The sequence below is a fragment of the Streptomyces sp. genome, assembly GCF_036524955.1.
In the GTDB taxonomy this organism is placed as follows: Bacteria; Actinomycetota; Actinomycetes; order Streptomycetales; family Streptomycetaceae; genus Actinacidiphila.
Window position 1 is genome coordinate 1 of the sequence record NZ_DATDBG010000152.1, and the last position, 15738, is coordinate 15738.

7 protein-coding genes and 7 pseudogenes are annotated in these 15738 nt (G+C 68.6%); 8 read left to right on the forward strand and 6 right to left on the reverse strand.

Annotated features, from left to right (window positions below; genetic code table 11):
* The first annotated feature begins 145 nt into the window (after nucleotides 1–145).
* The 3 genes and pseudogenes from VIW71_RS12340 (at nucleotide 146) to VIW71_RS12350 (ending at nucleotide 3049) form a co-directional block, all read left to right on the forward strand.
* Complete coding sequence (locus VIW71_RS12340) at nucleotides 146–1045, forward strand: peptidoglycan-binding protein (protein ID WP_331622163.1); 900 nt, start codon at nucleotides 146–148, stop codon at nucleotides 1043–1045.
* Nucleotides 1046–1156: 111 nt separating this feature from the next.
* Nucleotides 1157–1532: pseudogene (locus VIW71_RS26560) on the forward strand (transposase); the annotation flags it as partial.
* 407 nt (nucleotides 1533–1939) lie between these two features.
* Complete coding sequence (locus VIW71_RS12350; RefSeq protein ID WP_331622164.1) at nucleotides 1940–3049, forward strand: response regulator; 1110 nt, start codon at nucleotides 1940–1942, stop codon at nucleotides 3047–3049.
* A gap of 1348 nt (nucleotides 3050–4397) precedes the next feature.
* Here the strand turns inward: VIW71_RS12350 and VIW71_RS12355 are convergent.
* Together VIW71_RS12355 and VIW71_RS12360 are read right to left on the reverse strand one after the other, a co-directional pair.
* Nucleotides 4398–6011, reverse strand: coding sequence for a glycoside hydrolase family 32 protein (locus VIW71_RS12355; protein ID WP_414720733.1), 1614 nt, complete (start codon nucleotides 6009–6011; stop codon nucleotides 4398–4400).
* A 413-nt stretch (nucleotides 6012–6424) separates the two neighbouring features.
* A pseudogene (locus VIW71_RS12360) lies at nucleotides 6425–6831 on the reverse strand (DDE-type integrase/transposase/recombinase); the annotation flags it as partial.
* A 327-nt stretch (nucleotides 6832–7158) separates the two neighbouring features.
* On the opposite strand from VIW71_RS12360, the pseudogene VIW71_RS12365 reads away from it, so the two are divergent.
* From VIW71_RS12365 to VIW71_RS12380, 4 genes and pseudogenes are all read left to right on the forward strand, one after another.
* Nucleotides 7159–7649 (forward strand): annotated as a pseudogene (locus VIW71_RS12365) (transposase); the annotation flags it as partial.
* A 1246-nt stretch (nucleotides 7650–8895) separates the two neighbouring features.
* Nucleotides 8896–10392 (forward strand): glycoside hydrolase family 68 protein, encoded by a 1497-nt coding sequence (locus VIW71_RS12370; RefSeq protein WP_331622166.1) that lies wholly within the window; start codon nucleotides 8896–8898, stop codon nucleotides 10390–10392.
* A gap of 1260 nt (nucleotides 10393–11652) precedes the next feature.
* Entirely contained in the window at nucleotides 11653–12369 is a 717-nt protein-coding gene (locus tag VIW71_RS12375; protein WP_331622168.1) for a hypothetical protein, read from the forward strand.
* 111 nt (nucleotides 12370–12480) lie between these two features.
* Nucleotides 12481–13186: pseudogene (locus tag VIW71_RS12380) on the forward strand (ISL3 family transposase); the annotation flags it as partial.
* On the opposite strand, the pseudogene VIW71_RS12385 reads toward VIW71_RS12380, so the two are convergent.
* The 4 genes and pseudogenes from VIW71_RS12385 to VIW71_RS12395 form a co-directional block, all read right to left on the reverse strand.
* A pseudogene (locus VIW71_RS12385) lies at nucleotides 13181–13541 on the reverse strand (transposase); the annotation flags it as partial. The pseudogenes VIW71_RS12380 and VIW71_RS12385 overlap by 6 nt on opposite strands.
* A 110-nt stretch (nucleotides 13542–13651) precedes the next feature.
* Nucleotides 13652–13840 (reverse strand): annotated as a pseudogene (locus tag VIW71_RS26565) (hypothetical protein); the annotation flags it as partial.
* Between the two features lie 45 nt (nucleotides 13841–13885).
* Nucleotides 13886–15055, reverse strand: a complete 1170-nt coding sequence (locus tag VIW71_RS12390) for a cytochrome P450 (protein ID WP_331622169.1) — start codon at nucleotides 15053–15055, stop codon at nucleotides 13886–13888.
* Nucleotides 15056–15146: 91 nt separating this feature from the next.
* Nucleotides 15147–15370, reverse strand: a pseudogene (locus VIW71_RS12395) (IS3 family transposase); the annotation flags it as partial.
* Nucleotides 15371–15476: 106 nt separating this feature from the next.
* Between VIW71_RS12395 and VIW71_RS12400 the strand changes: the two are divergent.
* Nucleotides 15477–15738, forward strand: a 262-nt coding sequence (locus VIW71_RS12400; RefSeq protein WP_331622170.1) for a transposase family protein, incomplete at its 3' end; no start/stop codon positions are given.

Consider the following 15738-nt stretch of genomic DNA (forward strand, 5'->3'; position numbering starts at 1 on the left):
CGGGTGCCGTCCCGGCGGCGGACGAGGCTACGCTCGCAGCCGAGGCGGAGGCCGGCCGGGAGGAGCAGGCCGCGGAGGCAGATCCCTCCCGCGGGACGGCGCAGACCGCAGCACAGGCAGGGACCGCCCAGGAAGGAGACGAGTGATGGCCAGGCCGCTGAGCGCGTCGAAAATGGTGGAAATCCTGCGCGCGGAGGGCCTGACGGTGCACGAGGTGCGCAGTTGGCGCACCCACAACCGCAACACCAAAGGCTCCTGGGGCCCGGTCAACGGCGTGATGATCCACCACACCGTCACCTCCGGCACCGCCGCCTCCGTCGGCATCTGCTACGACGGCTACCCCGGCCTGCCCGGCCCCCTCTGCCACGGCGTCATCGACAAGAAGGGCCACGTCCACCTCGTCGGCAACGGCCGCGCCAACCACGCCGGCCTGGGCGACGGCGACGTCCTGCACGCCGTCGTCAACGAGAGTGGGCTGCCACCCGACAACGAGGCCGACACCGACGGCAACCGGCACTTCTACGGCTTCGAGTGCGTCAACCTCGGCGACGGCAAGGACCCGTGGCCCGAGGTCCAGAAGGAGGCCATCGAGAAGGTCGCCGCCGCCATCTGCCGCCACCACGGCTGGAGCGAGCGGTCCGTCATCGGCCACAAGGAGTGGCAGCCGGGCAAACAGGACCCGCGCGGCTTCACGATGGACGGCATGCGCACGCGCATAGCCGAACGGCTCGGCGGCAGGGACGGTGCCCGCGGTGGGACGGACCCCGAGCCGAAGCCCCGGCCCAAGCCGTCGTACGAGCCGTTCCCGGGCAGCGGCTTCTTCCACACCGGGCAGACGTCCCCGGTCATCACGGCCATGGGCCGACGCCTGGTCGCCGAGGGCTGCGGCCGGTACGAGAGCGGGCCGAGCCCGGAGTGGACCGAGGCCGACCGCAGGTCCTACGCGGCCTGGCAGCACAAGCTCGGCTTCACGGGCGAGGACGCCGACGGCACCCCGGGCAAGGCGAGCTGGGACAAACTGAAGGTGCCCAGGCCCCGGCACTGACCGGCCCGGCAGCAGGCCTCGCGCCGGCTGGCCGGGTGACGCACCTCTGCCGGAGCGGGGTAGCCGCCGTGACGTCGGGACGTAACTTGCAGGCCCCGGGTCTGCGCCTTCTTCCGCAGGTGGCGGTGGCAGGGGCTCACTGTGGAGTTCCACGACCGGCTGCGTGACCGGATCCGCGGCCGGGTCCGCCAGGCGGAGGGCCGGACGGTGGAGCCGACGGCCGCCATCGTCGACGCGCAGTCGCTGCGGGCGGCCGCCACGGTGCCGGCCGGCTCACGCGTACGACGCGGGCAAGAAGGTGGCGCGCCGCAAGCGGCATCTGGTCGTGGACACTCTCGGCCTGTTGCTGGTTGTGGCGGTCACTGCCGCGAGCGTGCAGGACCGCGACGCGGCCTACCCGCTGCTGGAACGGCTGCGCGCGCCGCATCGGAACATCAGCCTGCTGTCCGCGGCCGCTGTCGCAGGCGCCTGCGAGGTGTTGCCTGGTGCTGCCGTAATCCCGTTGCGGTGCTGCAACGGTGTTGCGGACGGGCAGCCTGGGTACCGCCCGGCTGATCAGCCGCGGCAGTCAGGCGCGGCGTGCATCGCCGCCGGCGAGAGGTAGGCCGTGCAAAGGCCGTTGTTGTCCATCAGGGCAGCGCTTGTCTTCACCCTGTCGTTGCTGACGGGGATCGGCGCGGGGGTCCTGTCCGCGGTGGGCGGCACTCCGCCCAGCCAGTGTGTCCTGTGTGGAGTCGGAGCGTTCGGCCTTGCCGTCCCCTTCTTCGACCGGCTCATCGCGGGAACCGGACCCGAGTGACGCGTACGAGCGCTCATGCTCGGTGACAGGGCACAGCCCGCCCCGGCCCGAGGCCGGGGCGGTGGCACTCAGCCAGAAGAGGAGAGCAGGACCTGATGGGCGAATTACGGCCGCTGGCCGACCATTTGAACGATGACTGCCGACGGTTCGCTCAGGCGTTGCGCACGCTGTTCGCCGGACTGGGGGTGTCGGTTCGCCGCTATGCCGCCCGTCGGTACCGCGACGCCGGAACTGTCTCGCGTTACCTCAGCGGTACTCGCGTCCCGCCATGGGAATTCGTTGTCGACCTTTTCTCCGACCTCGCTGCCGACCACGGTGCCCCGGCCACTGCCCTCACTTTGGAACACGTACGCGAACTCCACCGTTGCGCGGTCCAGGCCACGCTCTCGCCGGCACACGGCGTGGAGGTCCTGGAGCGGCAACTGGCCGACGCCGACCGGGAAGCACGCCGCGCCACCGTCCGGGAAGACCTGCTGGGTGACGCCCTGCTGGAGCGCCAGCACCGCATCGCGGAACTCGAAGTGCGCCTGAACCTGCTGGAAGCCCAGTGGACGGCCGAACGCACCCGCACTGACCCCCTCACAGCCGGTTCGGAAGGCGTGGAAGACCTGCGCGCCGAACGTCAGCGCCTGCAGGCCCAGGTCACGACGTTGGAGACCGAACTGGAGGAAGCACGGCTGAGGGTGATGCTGGCCGAGTCCCGGTGCGACCTGCTGGAACGGCAGCTCGCAGTCGCCGAGGGACCGCTGTCCGCCCTTCAGACGAGCAATGAACCAGGGGACGGTGTGAGGTCCGCCGCGGACCTTACCACCGCACGGATTCTTGCCGTCGACGACAAGCAGGCGAACCTCCTGGCTCTCGAGGCCGTTCTGGCCGGACTCGGCCACGAGATCGTCACGGCCGACTCGGGCCAGGCCGCTCTCAAAGCCCTCCTGGACGACGGGGGATTCGCAGTCATCCTGCTCGATGTCCAGATGCCCGATATGGACGGATACGAGACGGCCATCCACATCAAACGCCGCGCGCGCACCCGCAACATCCCGATCATTTTCCTCACCGCGATGGACCGCGATCCGGCGCATATGTTCCGCGGTTACACCGCCGGTGCGGTCGACTACCTTGTCAAACCCTTCGACCCCTGGATCATCCGCGCCAAAGTCGAAGCGTTCGTGCAGATGTACCTCGAAGCCCGCACCTCGCCGTAAGGCGGCCGCGAGGGCTGAACCGACGGTCGGGAGGCAGCTGGGTGGGTGCTCCGCACCCCGGATGATCACGAGGTTCGGCTCTGGCTCAATTTCCGGGGTCGGTTCACAGAGTGTGCGGACGCCGGCGAAGTTGAGCTCGGAGGGACTGGGCCACGTGGTCTGCCTGGTCGGCTGTCATTCGCTCCTGCTCCGGGCACCGGAGCAGCCCGAAAACGCCTGGCCCACGTTGCTCTGGAGGCAGATCAAGCCGCTGCCGCCGACACCTTCCACGCCGGCGGCCACGCCGCTGTCAAGCTCATCCACCGTCGCGGCACACTCGACGATCATTTCGATGTCTCCGCGGTCGGCCGCCAGCGAATCCTTGGCGGCTCGATGAGGCTCTCCGCCCACGCGGACCGCTGATCGACGTCGTGCTGGTCTCGTCGTAGAGCCTGGAATGCCACCAGGCTCTCCCGCCTCTGGGGTTTCCGTAAGCGGAGGGGTCCGGGAGGGTCCTGTGCCACAGCTTCCCGTCGAGGTCTGCCACCAGGGTTTTCAGGTCACGCCGCGGCCATGGAGGGAGCGTTGGCAGGATCAGTTCGAGGAGGTCTCGCGCTGCTGCCACGTTCTCGGTCAGTTCGCAGCCGTTGCAGCCGCAGTGCGACTTGAGCAGGTAGAGATGCCGGCCTGGGCGTGCCAGGAATCCGCGGTACGACCTGAGGGCCGCCTCGGTGGCGCCGGGCCACAGGCCTGCTTCTCCCCAACGCCGGGTCTCCACCCGGTGGATGGCCGAGACGGTCCGGGAGGACAGACCGTCGATACGGGTTGGCCAGGGGCGTGGCCGGTACAGGTCGTGCGGAGGTTTCCACTGCTGCGCGCGGAGCTTGCCTGGCCGTCTACGCGGCATGGGCCTTTCGGGTAGTGGTCACGGCGGAATCCTGGCATGGGTGTGCCCGACCTGTCGAGGTGGCAATAGCCAAATTCCACCTGCATCGCAGGTCACGGGTCCTGGTGTGAGCGGCGGGTGGGGTGTTCGGGCGGTCGGCGGCCTGATCGTTCGAAGTGATCGTTCGCCAGGCCGCGCGTGGGTGCCCGGAACGGGCGACGCGCCGGGCAGCCGCTCCCTTACGTTCCGAAGGAGCGGCTGGACACCGCGCCGGGGAAGGGGGAGTTCGAGGGTGCCGGATGTGCTGGTGTGGACGAGAGAGCGTCGGGTGGTGCTGGAGGAGCGGGCCGCGCAGCTGCCGCGGCGGCGTCGTGAGCCGGAGCAGGCGTCCGCCGACGGCCAAGCCCTGACCGAGCAGCTGTGTGCCCGCGCCCAGGCAGCCGCCGACAGCCACGCCCGGGCTCTTCTGGGCCGTGATGTCTTTCAGCTGCCGGTGTTGCCTTGCGTGAACTCGCGGATGCGTACGCCGGAGAAGAGGGCGTTTCCCCCTTGGGCGAACAGCGAGATGCCGGTGTCGTCGGGCTGGGGGAACACCAGGTGGGAATGGGTGTACTGGCCGTCGTCGAAGAACGCCTCGATGCTGGTGCGGTCCACCAGCACCCGCATCCGGACCTGCCGCCGGCCGGGCGGGAAGGGCGAGTGGCTCTCGGTCCACGGGCCCGGCGGATGTGGCGCGGCCGACCTGTTGACGTAGGCGTGGTCCCCGAACACGCCCACATCGACGTGCCGCCTGCCGTCCCGCGAGGTCCGCAGCCGCATCCCGACGTTGTCCAGCCGGTCCCAGGTCACATCCGCCTGTATCTCGTAGGCGGCGCTGTCGAAGGAGAGTCCGCGGTCGCCGGCTACCTGGATGTCGCCCAGTTCGGTGGTGCTCGCGACCAGGCTGCCGAGCGCGTCGGCGGGGCGGGAGCAGAGCACGTACCGCCCCGTCTGCCCGCGGCGGAGGGTGACTTGCCTGACGACCGAGTCCGTGCCGTTGAAGCCGTCCGCCTTGAGAGTGGGTGTGGTGTGGGGGTAGTCCCAGTTGTTCATCCACGCCAGGGCGTAGCGGGTGGTGGGGTCGATCCGGCCGTCGCGGTAGGTCTCCCAGGTCACCCCCGCGTACCAGTCGAAGCCGTGATCGAGCCACTGCGGCTCGGCGGTGTCCGGGCGGAAGGACCCGCCGTCGAACGCGCCGGTCCAGTAGGCATACGTGTTCGGCAGCCCCGCCGCCTTGCCGTTGGCGCTGGCGCCGAGCACCCAGGTCGCCTCGCCGGTGTCGGTCTGCATGAGGAAGAGGTCCGGGCACTCCAGGATTCCGATGCCGTCGGTGGTGAAACCGCTCGTGTAGCGCCAGGACCGCAGATCCTGGGAGACGTAGAAGCCGATCTTCCTGCCCTCGGCCAGTAGCAGCACCCAGCGGCCGCGCTCGTCGTCACGGACGACCTTCGGGTCGCGGAAGTCATTGCTGCCGGGGTTGGGCAGCACGGGCCTGTCGCCGAGGGGCGCGAAGCGGCGCCCGCGGTCGGTTGAATACCACAGGAACTGCGCCTGGGCGTCGCCGTTCGCGCGATCACGCTGGGTGACCAGGGCGACCACGGCGCCCTTCCCGAAGCCCGCGGTGTTCTGCGCGTCCACCACCGCCGAACCGGACCAGACGTCCCCGTTGGGCGTGGTGAACTTCGGGATGGCGATGCCCTGGTCCTGGAAAGTGACGCCGTCCCTGGTGGTGGCCAGCCGCCAGGCGGTGCCGTTGCCCTGGCGGCTGTAGTCGGCGTTGAACAAGTAGTAGTAGAGGTATTCACCGTCCACGTACACCGGGCGCTGCGGATCGTTCATCCACTCGCGCGGAACGGTGAAGTGGTAGGCGGCGCGGTACGACTGCGGCTGGGAGGTGCTGCCGGCCGTCGGTTCCACCGGGGCCGTCGTGCCGTCGGCACCTGCGGCATCGTGCGCACCGCCCGTGCACGCCGAGGACACGGCGCCCGCGGCGGCGGCCTGCACGGCGCTCCGCAACACCCTCCGCCGAGAAATACGGCGAGCCGGCGGTTCGGCCATGCGCTGCTCCTCCGGGCGGGGTCTGAGCTGCAACGATTACACACAGACCACCGTAGGGTCAAAGCATCACACATCAGGCGAGTTGCCCGGCCTCGAGGGGAAGCCGCCGGCCGCCAGGTGCGGCCGGGCATCCGCCGAGAGCGGCGGGTCAGGCAGGCGTGATAGCCAAGCGCGGCCGCCGGAGAATAGGGTCGGTGCAGCACATGGGGGCTTCGGCCCGGTCACCGGGGGCGAACCCCAGCACATCGACGGCCCTGGGCCGGGGATGGCAGGGCAGCTCCGCCTTCTGGTCGTCGCCGCAGAGCACGACGCCCCACCCGTCGGGTGCCCGGGGCCCGTCGGCCGGCGGCAGCTCCGCCTTCTGGTCGTCGCCGATCATGGATGTGTTGCGACGACCGGTTGAATCCACCGTGCGAGCCGCGATCGGAGTGGAACACCACGCCGGCCACGTCCCTGCCGCGGGCCGCCACCGCCATCTCAAGCGCGTCGACGACCAGTCCGGACCGCATGTGCGGGAGACATCGACCAGCCGAGCACCCGGCGCGAGCAGATATCGATCACGCAGGCCGGGAACAGCCACCGGCCACCGACTGGGATATACGTGATGTCGGCGCACCACCGCTCATCGGGCCGGGCAGCGGTGAAGTCCCGTTGCGGCAGGTCCGGGTACAGGCGGTACCACCGGATCGGGGACTGTGGTCCTCTTCTTCCTTCGCGGGTGGCGGCCGACGATGCCGTGCGCGCGTGTCAGCCGCTTGCGGCCTTGCAGGTCGGCGTGGACCCGCAGGACCCCGTAGGCTTCGCCGGATGCGGTGTGGATCTCGGTGCCTCTCGCCAACGATCAGCGCCGCACCAAGAAGTGTCGCTCCCTCAACCTTCCGCCCTCCGCCACCCTGGTACCGGCGTCCGGCTCGCGCGCCTCCGCCCACTCGTCCCTCACACGCCGCGGGCACGCCAGCGGCCCCCCGCCGAGCGCCGGAGGAATCAGCGGCCGCGAGACAGCGACAAAGACCACGCAGCCCCGGCAGCAGCACAACACAACCCTGAGCCAGGAGCCTACCCGCGCCTGACAGACCCGGCCCTCATGGGTGCAACGATGCGACGTGCCGAGGGTCCGGTCAGTCGCAAGGAAAGAAGCACTCCCCGGGTGAGCAAGCGTATCGGGTCGTATCCACGTGCCCGCGTCCGGGACGACGTGGGCACGGTGGTCTCGCAGGCCGGTGGGGCGCTGCTGGTGGAAACGGTCCGCAAGACCGGTCTGGACGCGGCGATGTCGGCGGCGTTGATGCCGTGGCGCAAGCCGCGGGCCGTGCACGACCCGGGCAAGATCGTGGCTGGACCTCGCACGGGCGGTGGCGCTGGGCGGGGACTGCCTGTCCGATATGGCGGTGCTTCGGGCCGAGCCCGCGGTTCGGACCGGTGGCCTCCGATCCCACCGTCTCGCGCCTGGTGGACACCCCGGCTGCGGCCGGTCCCCGCGCACTGACGGCGATCCGCCGGGCCCGGGCCGAAGTCCGCGAGTATGTGTGGAAGCCGCCCAGGACCGGTGCCCCCAACGCGAACGGGCAGGTGACCGAGGACATAGACGGCGTGCTGGTGCACATGGAGTGGCTTCGTGCGGACTGCCTCGGGCCATGGTGCGGCCGACATGCCTGTGAATGTGCGGACCAGCGGGGAGAAGTCGGGTGGGCCTGGGGCACCGTCGATGAATTTAACCGATGACCAGACAACCGCCCGCCTCCACCTGCCAGAACACACGGGGAGCACGCGGCGCGCTCTCCGTGACCCGCGCCACATAGTCGCTCCGATGCGGTGCGCAGGGCGCGGGCGAGGCGGGCCCTCCTGCCGGCCGTCTCCGCATGGCGCCCTGCCCGACCGGATCGCCCGCGGCGCCGAGGACGACCGGGGGCGGACGACACGGCCGCCGGGCCGGTGCGGGCCGCGGGGGTCATCCGGAAGCGCGGGCCCGGCCCGCGACGGGTGCCGACACGGCCGGGGGCGCGGCGCCGACGCGCCGCATGCCGGCCGCATCTGTATACGATCCGTCAGGCGCGTCGCGGATCCCCTGGCAGGTGAATCCACTCACGAGGACTGGCTGACAGCATGGTTGACCCCGCACGAACTGCGCGTCCGGCGCGCGAGTTGCCTCCCCACGTGACGACGGCGACTCGGGCTGATCCCCCTAAGTGGAATCCGTCGCGTTTTCAGTTCGCCACAAAGCTTGCCTGTCGGGATGCGGGCGAGCAGGATGTACCGCGGAAACCCGAACAGGGTTGAACATCGGCCCACTCGTGCCGATGAATCCGCTTATATAGCCCATCCGTGACGCCGACCCCGGCGAGCGCCTGGGCCATGTCGCTCCTGGCTGAGCAGCAGGCACCCGGTCCTCCGGTCGCGCTGGCTCACCGTCGCCAGGAGTACCCATTCGAAGGCTCCCCCCTTCGTCGACATACCTTTGTCATCGGTGCCGCGACCTGTGGCTTCCTGTCTGACGACCATCAGAAATCGAAGGAGGCTGCTACCCCGGCAAAGCGAACCAGCCCCGCAAGGGCGCTGGTTCGAGTCTCGAACGGCGAGTGACGTGTGGCGTGCCCTTGCATGGGCGAACAGCCACCCTCACCGTCGCGGTGACGCTCGTCGGTGCGGGGGTGCGTTTCCCTGTGAGTGACTCGGCTGGTTGATTATGCCGCGAGGTCGAGTTGGTCGTGATAGGCGATCGCGTAGGTACGCACGTAGGGAGTCCATCTGAAAGGGCCAGTTGGAACATGAAGAGAAATTCTGAGCGGATAGGAGGAACGCCATGAGGGCGAATGCGATGGCTGGAAGAGTCAGACGTACCACGATCCTGGGCGTGCTTGCGGCCAGCACGGTCACGATCTCATTGTTGGCAGGGCCGGTATCCACGGCCGCGCCGGTGGCGGGGTTCCCCGCAGCGACGACGCATACCCAGCAGGCCCACGACCCCGAGGAGAATTTCACCTCCAGGTGGACCCGGGCGGACGCCATGCAGATCAAGGCGATGTCCAACCCCGCGGCTGGTTCTCGTGAAAACTCCATGCCGGAGGAGTACACGATGCCGACGGTTCCGCAGGACTTCCCGGACATGAGCAACGGGCAGGTCTGGGTGTGGGACAGTTGGCCACTGACCGACGCGAAGGCGAACCAGTACAGCGTGAACGGGTGGGAAGTCCTCTTCTCGCTCGTAGCCGACCGCAACCTCGGATTCGACGACCGGCACACCTTCGCGAAGATCGGCTTCTTCTATCGCCAGACCGGCATCCCAGCCGACCAGCGTCCCAAGAACGGCGGCTGGACATACGGCGGCCTCGTCTTCCCGGAGGGCGTGACCGGCGACATCTTCAAGGACAAGTCCTACAGCCATCAGACCCAGTGGTCGGGGTCGGCGCGCATCTCCCCGAACGGCGAGATCAAGCTGTTCTTCTCGGATGTCGCGTTCTACCGTGACGCGCAGGGCAACGACAGAAAGCCGTACGACTCGCGCATCGCCCTGAGCCTCGGCAAGATCCACACGAACAAGAACGGGGTCAAGCTCACCGGCTTCAACCACGTCACCGACCTCCTGCAGGCCGACGGCAAGTACTACCAGAACGCCGCGCAGAACCCGTTCTACAACTTCCGTGACCCGTTCACCTTCGAGGACCCCGCCCACCCCGGCAAGACCTACATGGTGTTCGAAGGCAACAGTGCCTTCCAGCGCGGCTCGCGTTCCTGCGTCAAGGCGGACCTCGGGTATGCGGAAGGCGATCCCCACGCCGAGGACCTCCAGACCGTCATGGACAACGGCGCGCACTTCCAGCTGGCGAACGTCGGACTTGCGGTCGCCGAGAACAACAAGCTCGACAAGTGGCGGTTCCTGCCACCGATCCTGTCCGCCAACTGCGTCAACGACCAGACCGAGCGGCCGCAGATCTACATGAAGGACGGCAAGTACTACCTCTTCACGATCAGCCACCGGCACACCTACGCATCGGGTCTCGACGGACCCGAAGGTGTCTACGGTTTCGTCGGCAATGGTGTCCGGAGCGACTTCCAGCCGCTGAACCGCGGCTCGGGCCTCGCCCTCGGTAACCCGACGAACCTCAACTTCTTGGGGGGGAACCCGTTCGACCCGGACTTCAACCAACACCCCGGCCACTACCAGGCGTACTCGCACTACGTCATGCCGGGCGGGCTGGTGCAGTCCTTCATCGACACGATCGGGACCAAAGACAACTTCCGGCGCGGCGGAACGCTCGGCCCGACAGTGAAGATCAACATCTCGGGTGACACGGCAGTCGTGGACCGCACCTACGGCGACCACGGGCTCGGCGGCTTCGCCGATGTCCCGGCGGACACCGAACTCGGCCACGGCAACAACTGACGCATAACGGTGCGGGGCGGTTGTCAGCAACCGCCCCGCATTCGCGTCCGGTGCAGGAGGCCGGGGACGAGCAGGCCGCAGTGTGGTGGACGGAGCGGGCTGTCGGGCTGGCAGCTGCAAGTGGTGACAACAACTTTGCGGCGTATGCCTTGGTCCGCCGTGCCGTGGTCACCCTCCACCGCGGGGACGCCGACCGGACGGTAGGCTGGCCCGGCGGGCGCAGAGCGGAAAACTCCCACCGCGCTTTCAAGGTCTGGCTTCCCAGCGGGAGGCGCAGGGCCATGCGATCGCCGGTGACTACGACGCCTGCATGCGCAGCCTGGACCGGGCACGCGCGTTGCCGACTCGGCATGTTCCGGACCCGGACGCACCGGTGATCGGCAGCACGAACCTGTCCGCTCCAGTCGCGATGATCACCGGTTGGTGTCTGTGTGACCTGGGGCGGTCGAAGTACGCCGCAGAGGTCATGGACCGGCGGATGGCGCACGTGCCATACCCACGCCTCGCGTACCCAGGTCCGCTACGGAGTGCGTCCGGCGCTGGCCCACGCCGCGGCCGGTGAGATCGACCATGCTTGTGATCTCACCCATCGACTTCTCGGATCCATCGCAACGGTGAGCTCGGCGACCATCGCCGCCGACCTGCGGCAGCTCGCTCGTATCTTCGCCCGCCATCCCCGGAGCCCCTCGGTACGCGCTCTGTCACCAGGGCTCAGCACATCCGTGCCCATCACCGCACCCCAGAGGAATGACCGTCGTGCCTGATGTCTTCATCAACTACCGGACCGGAGACGGTGACAAGTGGATGCAGCTGCCCGGCTACGGGACGCGTTCGTCGCACGGTCCGCGGTAGTCGGTGCCCGATGCCTTCTTCTGCACCGTCGGCGCCGAGCGGCGGCTGTGGAACCGGTGCCTGACTTCGAGCACCCCACTCGCGCACCTCGGGCGGGTTTGACACCTTCGATCTCACCGTGAACCTCGTCATCGACGCGGACCTGGAGCGGCAGCGGTGGAAGGGCGACGAGTATGCTCACATCCGACGCCTCGGTGGCATCACCGCACCGAATACAGGCGTTGTTCCCGCGCAGGCGGGTGCGGACCGAGCCATGCGGCTGAGGCGGAGAAGTCGGGGACGTTTTCCCGCCCTGGCGGGGTGGTGTCAGTGCCCGCAGGAGTGCATACCGCGGGCAACCGCATCCATGGTGGGTCCCAGGTGGGTAGCATCCGGCAGGAACACCAGGTACGAGGAGAGCGAGCTGTCGTGTCCGATGAGTCGGCAGGCACCAAGATCCAGGACCGGTATGCGCAGGAGTTTGCGGCCGACCTGGAGAAAAACACGAAGGAGCAGGAGGGCATCCGCTCGCAGATCGCGGAGTTGCAGGCCCGCCTCGGCCAACTGGAGCAGGAACAGACGTGGCTGGTCAGGGCCCAGGGCACACTGGCCGCAGGGCGCGTCGCACCGCCGCCGGCCGATTCACCCGGCGACAGCGCCGAGGCCGCGCCGGCACAGGCCGCGGGGACCCAGGCTGTTCCGCAGCCGCGCCGAGTGAAGAAGGCGGCCGGTAAGACGGGCGGGAACCGGACGAAGGCGAAGGCCAAGCCTGCAGCTGCCACGACGGCAACACGGTCCGCGTCCACCGCAGTCCCGAAGGAGCAGAAGGCGGATACGGCGGGTGCGAAGAAAAGCGACGGACCCCCTCTGCGTGACCTCGTCCTGGCCCTCCTTGTCCAGCACCACGAGCCGCGCCAGGTCAGCGAGGTCGCCGGCGAACTGGCGCAGGCCCACCCCGACCGCCCGGCGAGCATCCAGGTGGTGCGCAATACGCTGGAGGCCCTCGTCGCGAAGGGCGAGTTGGAGCGTGAGCGGCAGAAGAGGTCCGTGTTCTACACCGCGCCCGGGCCCGGCACTGCCGACACCGCGCCCGAGGTTCCTGCCGAGCCCGAGGAGCCCGAGGAGAAGGTCGCGGCCGAGGTCTAGTAGTGCTTGGTCAGGTTGGTGTTGCGGTGGGTATGCCTGGGGGTCTGTCCAGCGACTGGCTCTGTCTCAGATTCGGTGGTAGCGAAGCGTGACTGGGCTCGTTGACATCGTGTGCGAGTTGTCAACGAGCTTGTGGGTACGGTGTTTTCGGGCTGGATTCCCTGGCTGTCGAGGATGTGGTCGACGAGGGGGAGCGGATCTGGGTGTGGGCGCGGACGCCCGAGGGCCCGGCTGCATGCCCGGGCTGCGGGGCTGAGACGACCCGGATGCATGGCTACCATCTGCGGACCGTGGCCGACGTTCCGGTCGATGGGCGGCGGGTGGTGGTCGGTGTGCGGGTGCGGCGTCTGGTGTGTCCCACGCGCGGTTGCCGTCACACCTTCCGCGAGCAGGTGCCCGGAGTGCTGGAGCGATACCAGCGACGCACAGCCCGCCTGACCAGGCAAGTCAAGGCTGTGGTCCAGGAGTTGGCGGGCCGGGCTGGGGCACGCTTGCTGGCGATACTCGCGGTGGGCGTGTCTCGTCACACGGCCCTGCGCGCCGTGCTGCGCATCCCGTTGCCCGCCGGGCGGGTGCCCCGTGTAATCGGCGTTGATGGCTTCGCTCTGCGCCGGCGTCATCGCTATGCGAGGCGGTGATCGATGCCGAGACGCTTGAGCGGATCGACGTGCTGCCCGACCGCACTGCCGACACCCTGGAGGCGTGGCTGCGCGAGCATCCGGGGGTCGAGGTCGTGTGCCGCGACGGCTCCGCGACCTACGCCGAGGATCCGCCGTGCCGTGCCCGACGCGTGCAGGTCGCTGATCGCTGGCATGTGTGCTGTGCGGACGTTGCGAAACCCCCGGCGGACGCGGGCGAGAGTGAGGCGGCGGGGCTCGGCGTGGCGGACCTTCGGGGCCGTCCAGCCGAGGGTTTGTTTGAGGAGCCTGAAGGTGTGCTCAAGATCGAATCTGCGGAGGAAGGACTGCCACCAGGGGGCACCTCCACCGGCGTTGCGGCGGTGGCTGAGCACCACAGCCAGACCGGCTTCGGGTCCGGTCGTCCGGCAGGCGCTCGACCTGCAGCCGCACCAACGTGCCGTGCAGGACGGGCAGTTTCTCCTCGGCGTGGTCCAGCCATGGGCCACGGTGGGTGAGTCTGGGGTGCATCCGGTCCCAGGCCATCGCCTCGGCCCCGGACGGTCCTGGCGTTCTCCAGAGCCTCCCAGGCGAGCTCGAGTACAAGCCTGCTGCGGATCCACGGCCGCGGCTTCGCGGGGTGAGGCACCGAAGAACGCCGTGTCGAACTCGTCCACCCGGTCCACGAAGCCTCCCCCGCCGGGAAGTCTGCCGGCCCACGGGCGGCGTGGTGATCGCGTCGAATCCGTCGTACAGCAGCCGCCTGAAGGTCGCTGGATTCGGCGCCTGGGAAGCCTGCAGGACACCCCGACCACCGCGACACGGTCACCACCCGAATCGAAGTGTGAGCCCATCAATCACGCCCAAGACGGAATACAGCTGGTTCCAGAGACCACAGATCACCAAGTGACTGGCAACGCCCGCAGGCCGCGGAAGACCAGTTCCGCCACGTAGGTGAGCTCGGACTCGTCAACGGCGAGACGCAGTCCCGGATACCGCTTCACCACGGACCCGATCGCCACCCGCATCTCCCTGCGGGCCAACTGCGCGCCGAGGCAGAAGTGCGGCCCGTGCCCGAAGGCGACGTGCGCTGCCGGTCCTTCGCGCGTGATGTCGAAGCGGCCGGGATCTGGGTACACACCGGGGTCGCGGTTGGCCGCGACGATGACCGGTAACACCGGTTCGTCCGCTCCCAGCTGAATGCCCTCCAGCTGGACGGGCTCGGTCGTGACCCGGACCTCAGCCGAGGTGAAAAGCCTGCTGTAGCGCAGTAGTTCCTCGACCGCCGGTCCGATCAGGTCCGGTGACGACCGCAGCAACGCGAGTTGGTCCGGGTGGCGCAGCAGGGTCAGCAACGAGTTGCCCAGCTGGTTGACAGTCGTCTCGTGGCCGGCGATCAGCAGGCCCTCGAGGTTGGCCAGCAGCTCGGGTTCGGTGAGGTGGTCGCCCGCGTCGTTGGCGGCGACCATCGCCGAGATCAACGCGTTGTCCGGCTTCGCCCGCTTCTGACGCACCAGACCGGCGAGCCAGTCCTGCATCTCGTTCTGTGCGGCCCGCAGTTCGTCCGGAGTGATGTCCGTGACGAACAGCCGCCTGGTCCACCCACGGATGGCCTCCGCCTCGGAGTAGGGCACGCCGAGCAGCTCGCAGATGACCATCAACGGCAGTGGAGCGCAGAGACCTGCCACAAGATCCGCGGTTGGATCGAGGGAGTCGAGCAAGGAGTCCACAATGGATTGCACGCGTGGCTCGAGCTGATCGACCATGCGTGGGCTGAACGCCTGCGACATCAGCTTGCGCACACGGGCGTGGCCCTCGCCCTCCAAGCTGGAGACCAGTAACGGGTCGGCGGCGACGGACAGTTTCACCGGGCCGCCCGGAAGCGTGGCTGCCTCCCGGCTGAACCGGCTGTCGCTCAGAACCTGGCGCACCGCCTTGTAGGAAAGGGCGAGCCAGACGTCTGTTGTACCCATCGTCGCGAGGACGACCGGAGCCTGCGCGAGCAGAGCCTCGGCTTCGGGCTCGTTGTCAAGGTGGCGTGGTGTGGTGAGTGGGAACGTGGGTCGCATCGCTACCTCCTGACTGGATGCCACCAGGGGCGGGCACCGGGTGCCAGGCGCGAACGGCCGGGACTGATGCACGGATTGGTGACAGCTGGGTTCATGCCGCCGGGGGGCGGTGGCGCTTCGTGATCGTCTCGAAGTCGATGGGGGTCAACGGTTCAGCCGGAGTTGTCGGCGGCGCCGGTGGTAGGTCCGCTCGATCCGGGTGGTGATCGCCGTGCGGAGGTCCTCCCGGGTGGCCGGATGGCGTTCGAGGACGTTCTTTAGCAGGAGTGCAAATAGAGATTCTATGGCGTTGTCACCGGCGGCGTCGACTCTGCCTTGAACCGGGTCTGTCCAGCGGCTGGCCCTGTCTCACTTTCGGTGGTGACGGTACGTAGTGAGGGTCGTTGACCTTGGTGTGAAGGATGTCAACGAGCTTGTGCAGATGGTGTTTTCGGGGTTGTCCCCGCTGGTCATTGAGGATGTGGCCGACGAGGGCGAGCGGATCGTGGTGCGGGCACGGACTCCGCAGGACACCGCGGTCTGCCCGGCGTGCGGGGCGTCGTCGGGACGCGTGCACGGCTATCACCGGCGAACGGTGGCCGACGTGCCGGTCGACGGTCGCCGGGTGGTGGTCCGCGTCCGAGTGCGGCGTCTGGTGTGTCCCACGCGCGGCTGCCGCCACACCTTCCGCGAGCAGGTACCCG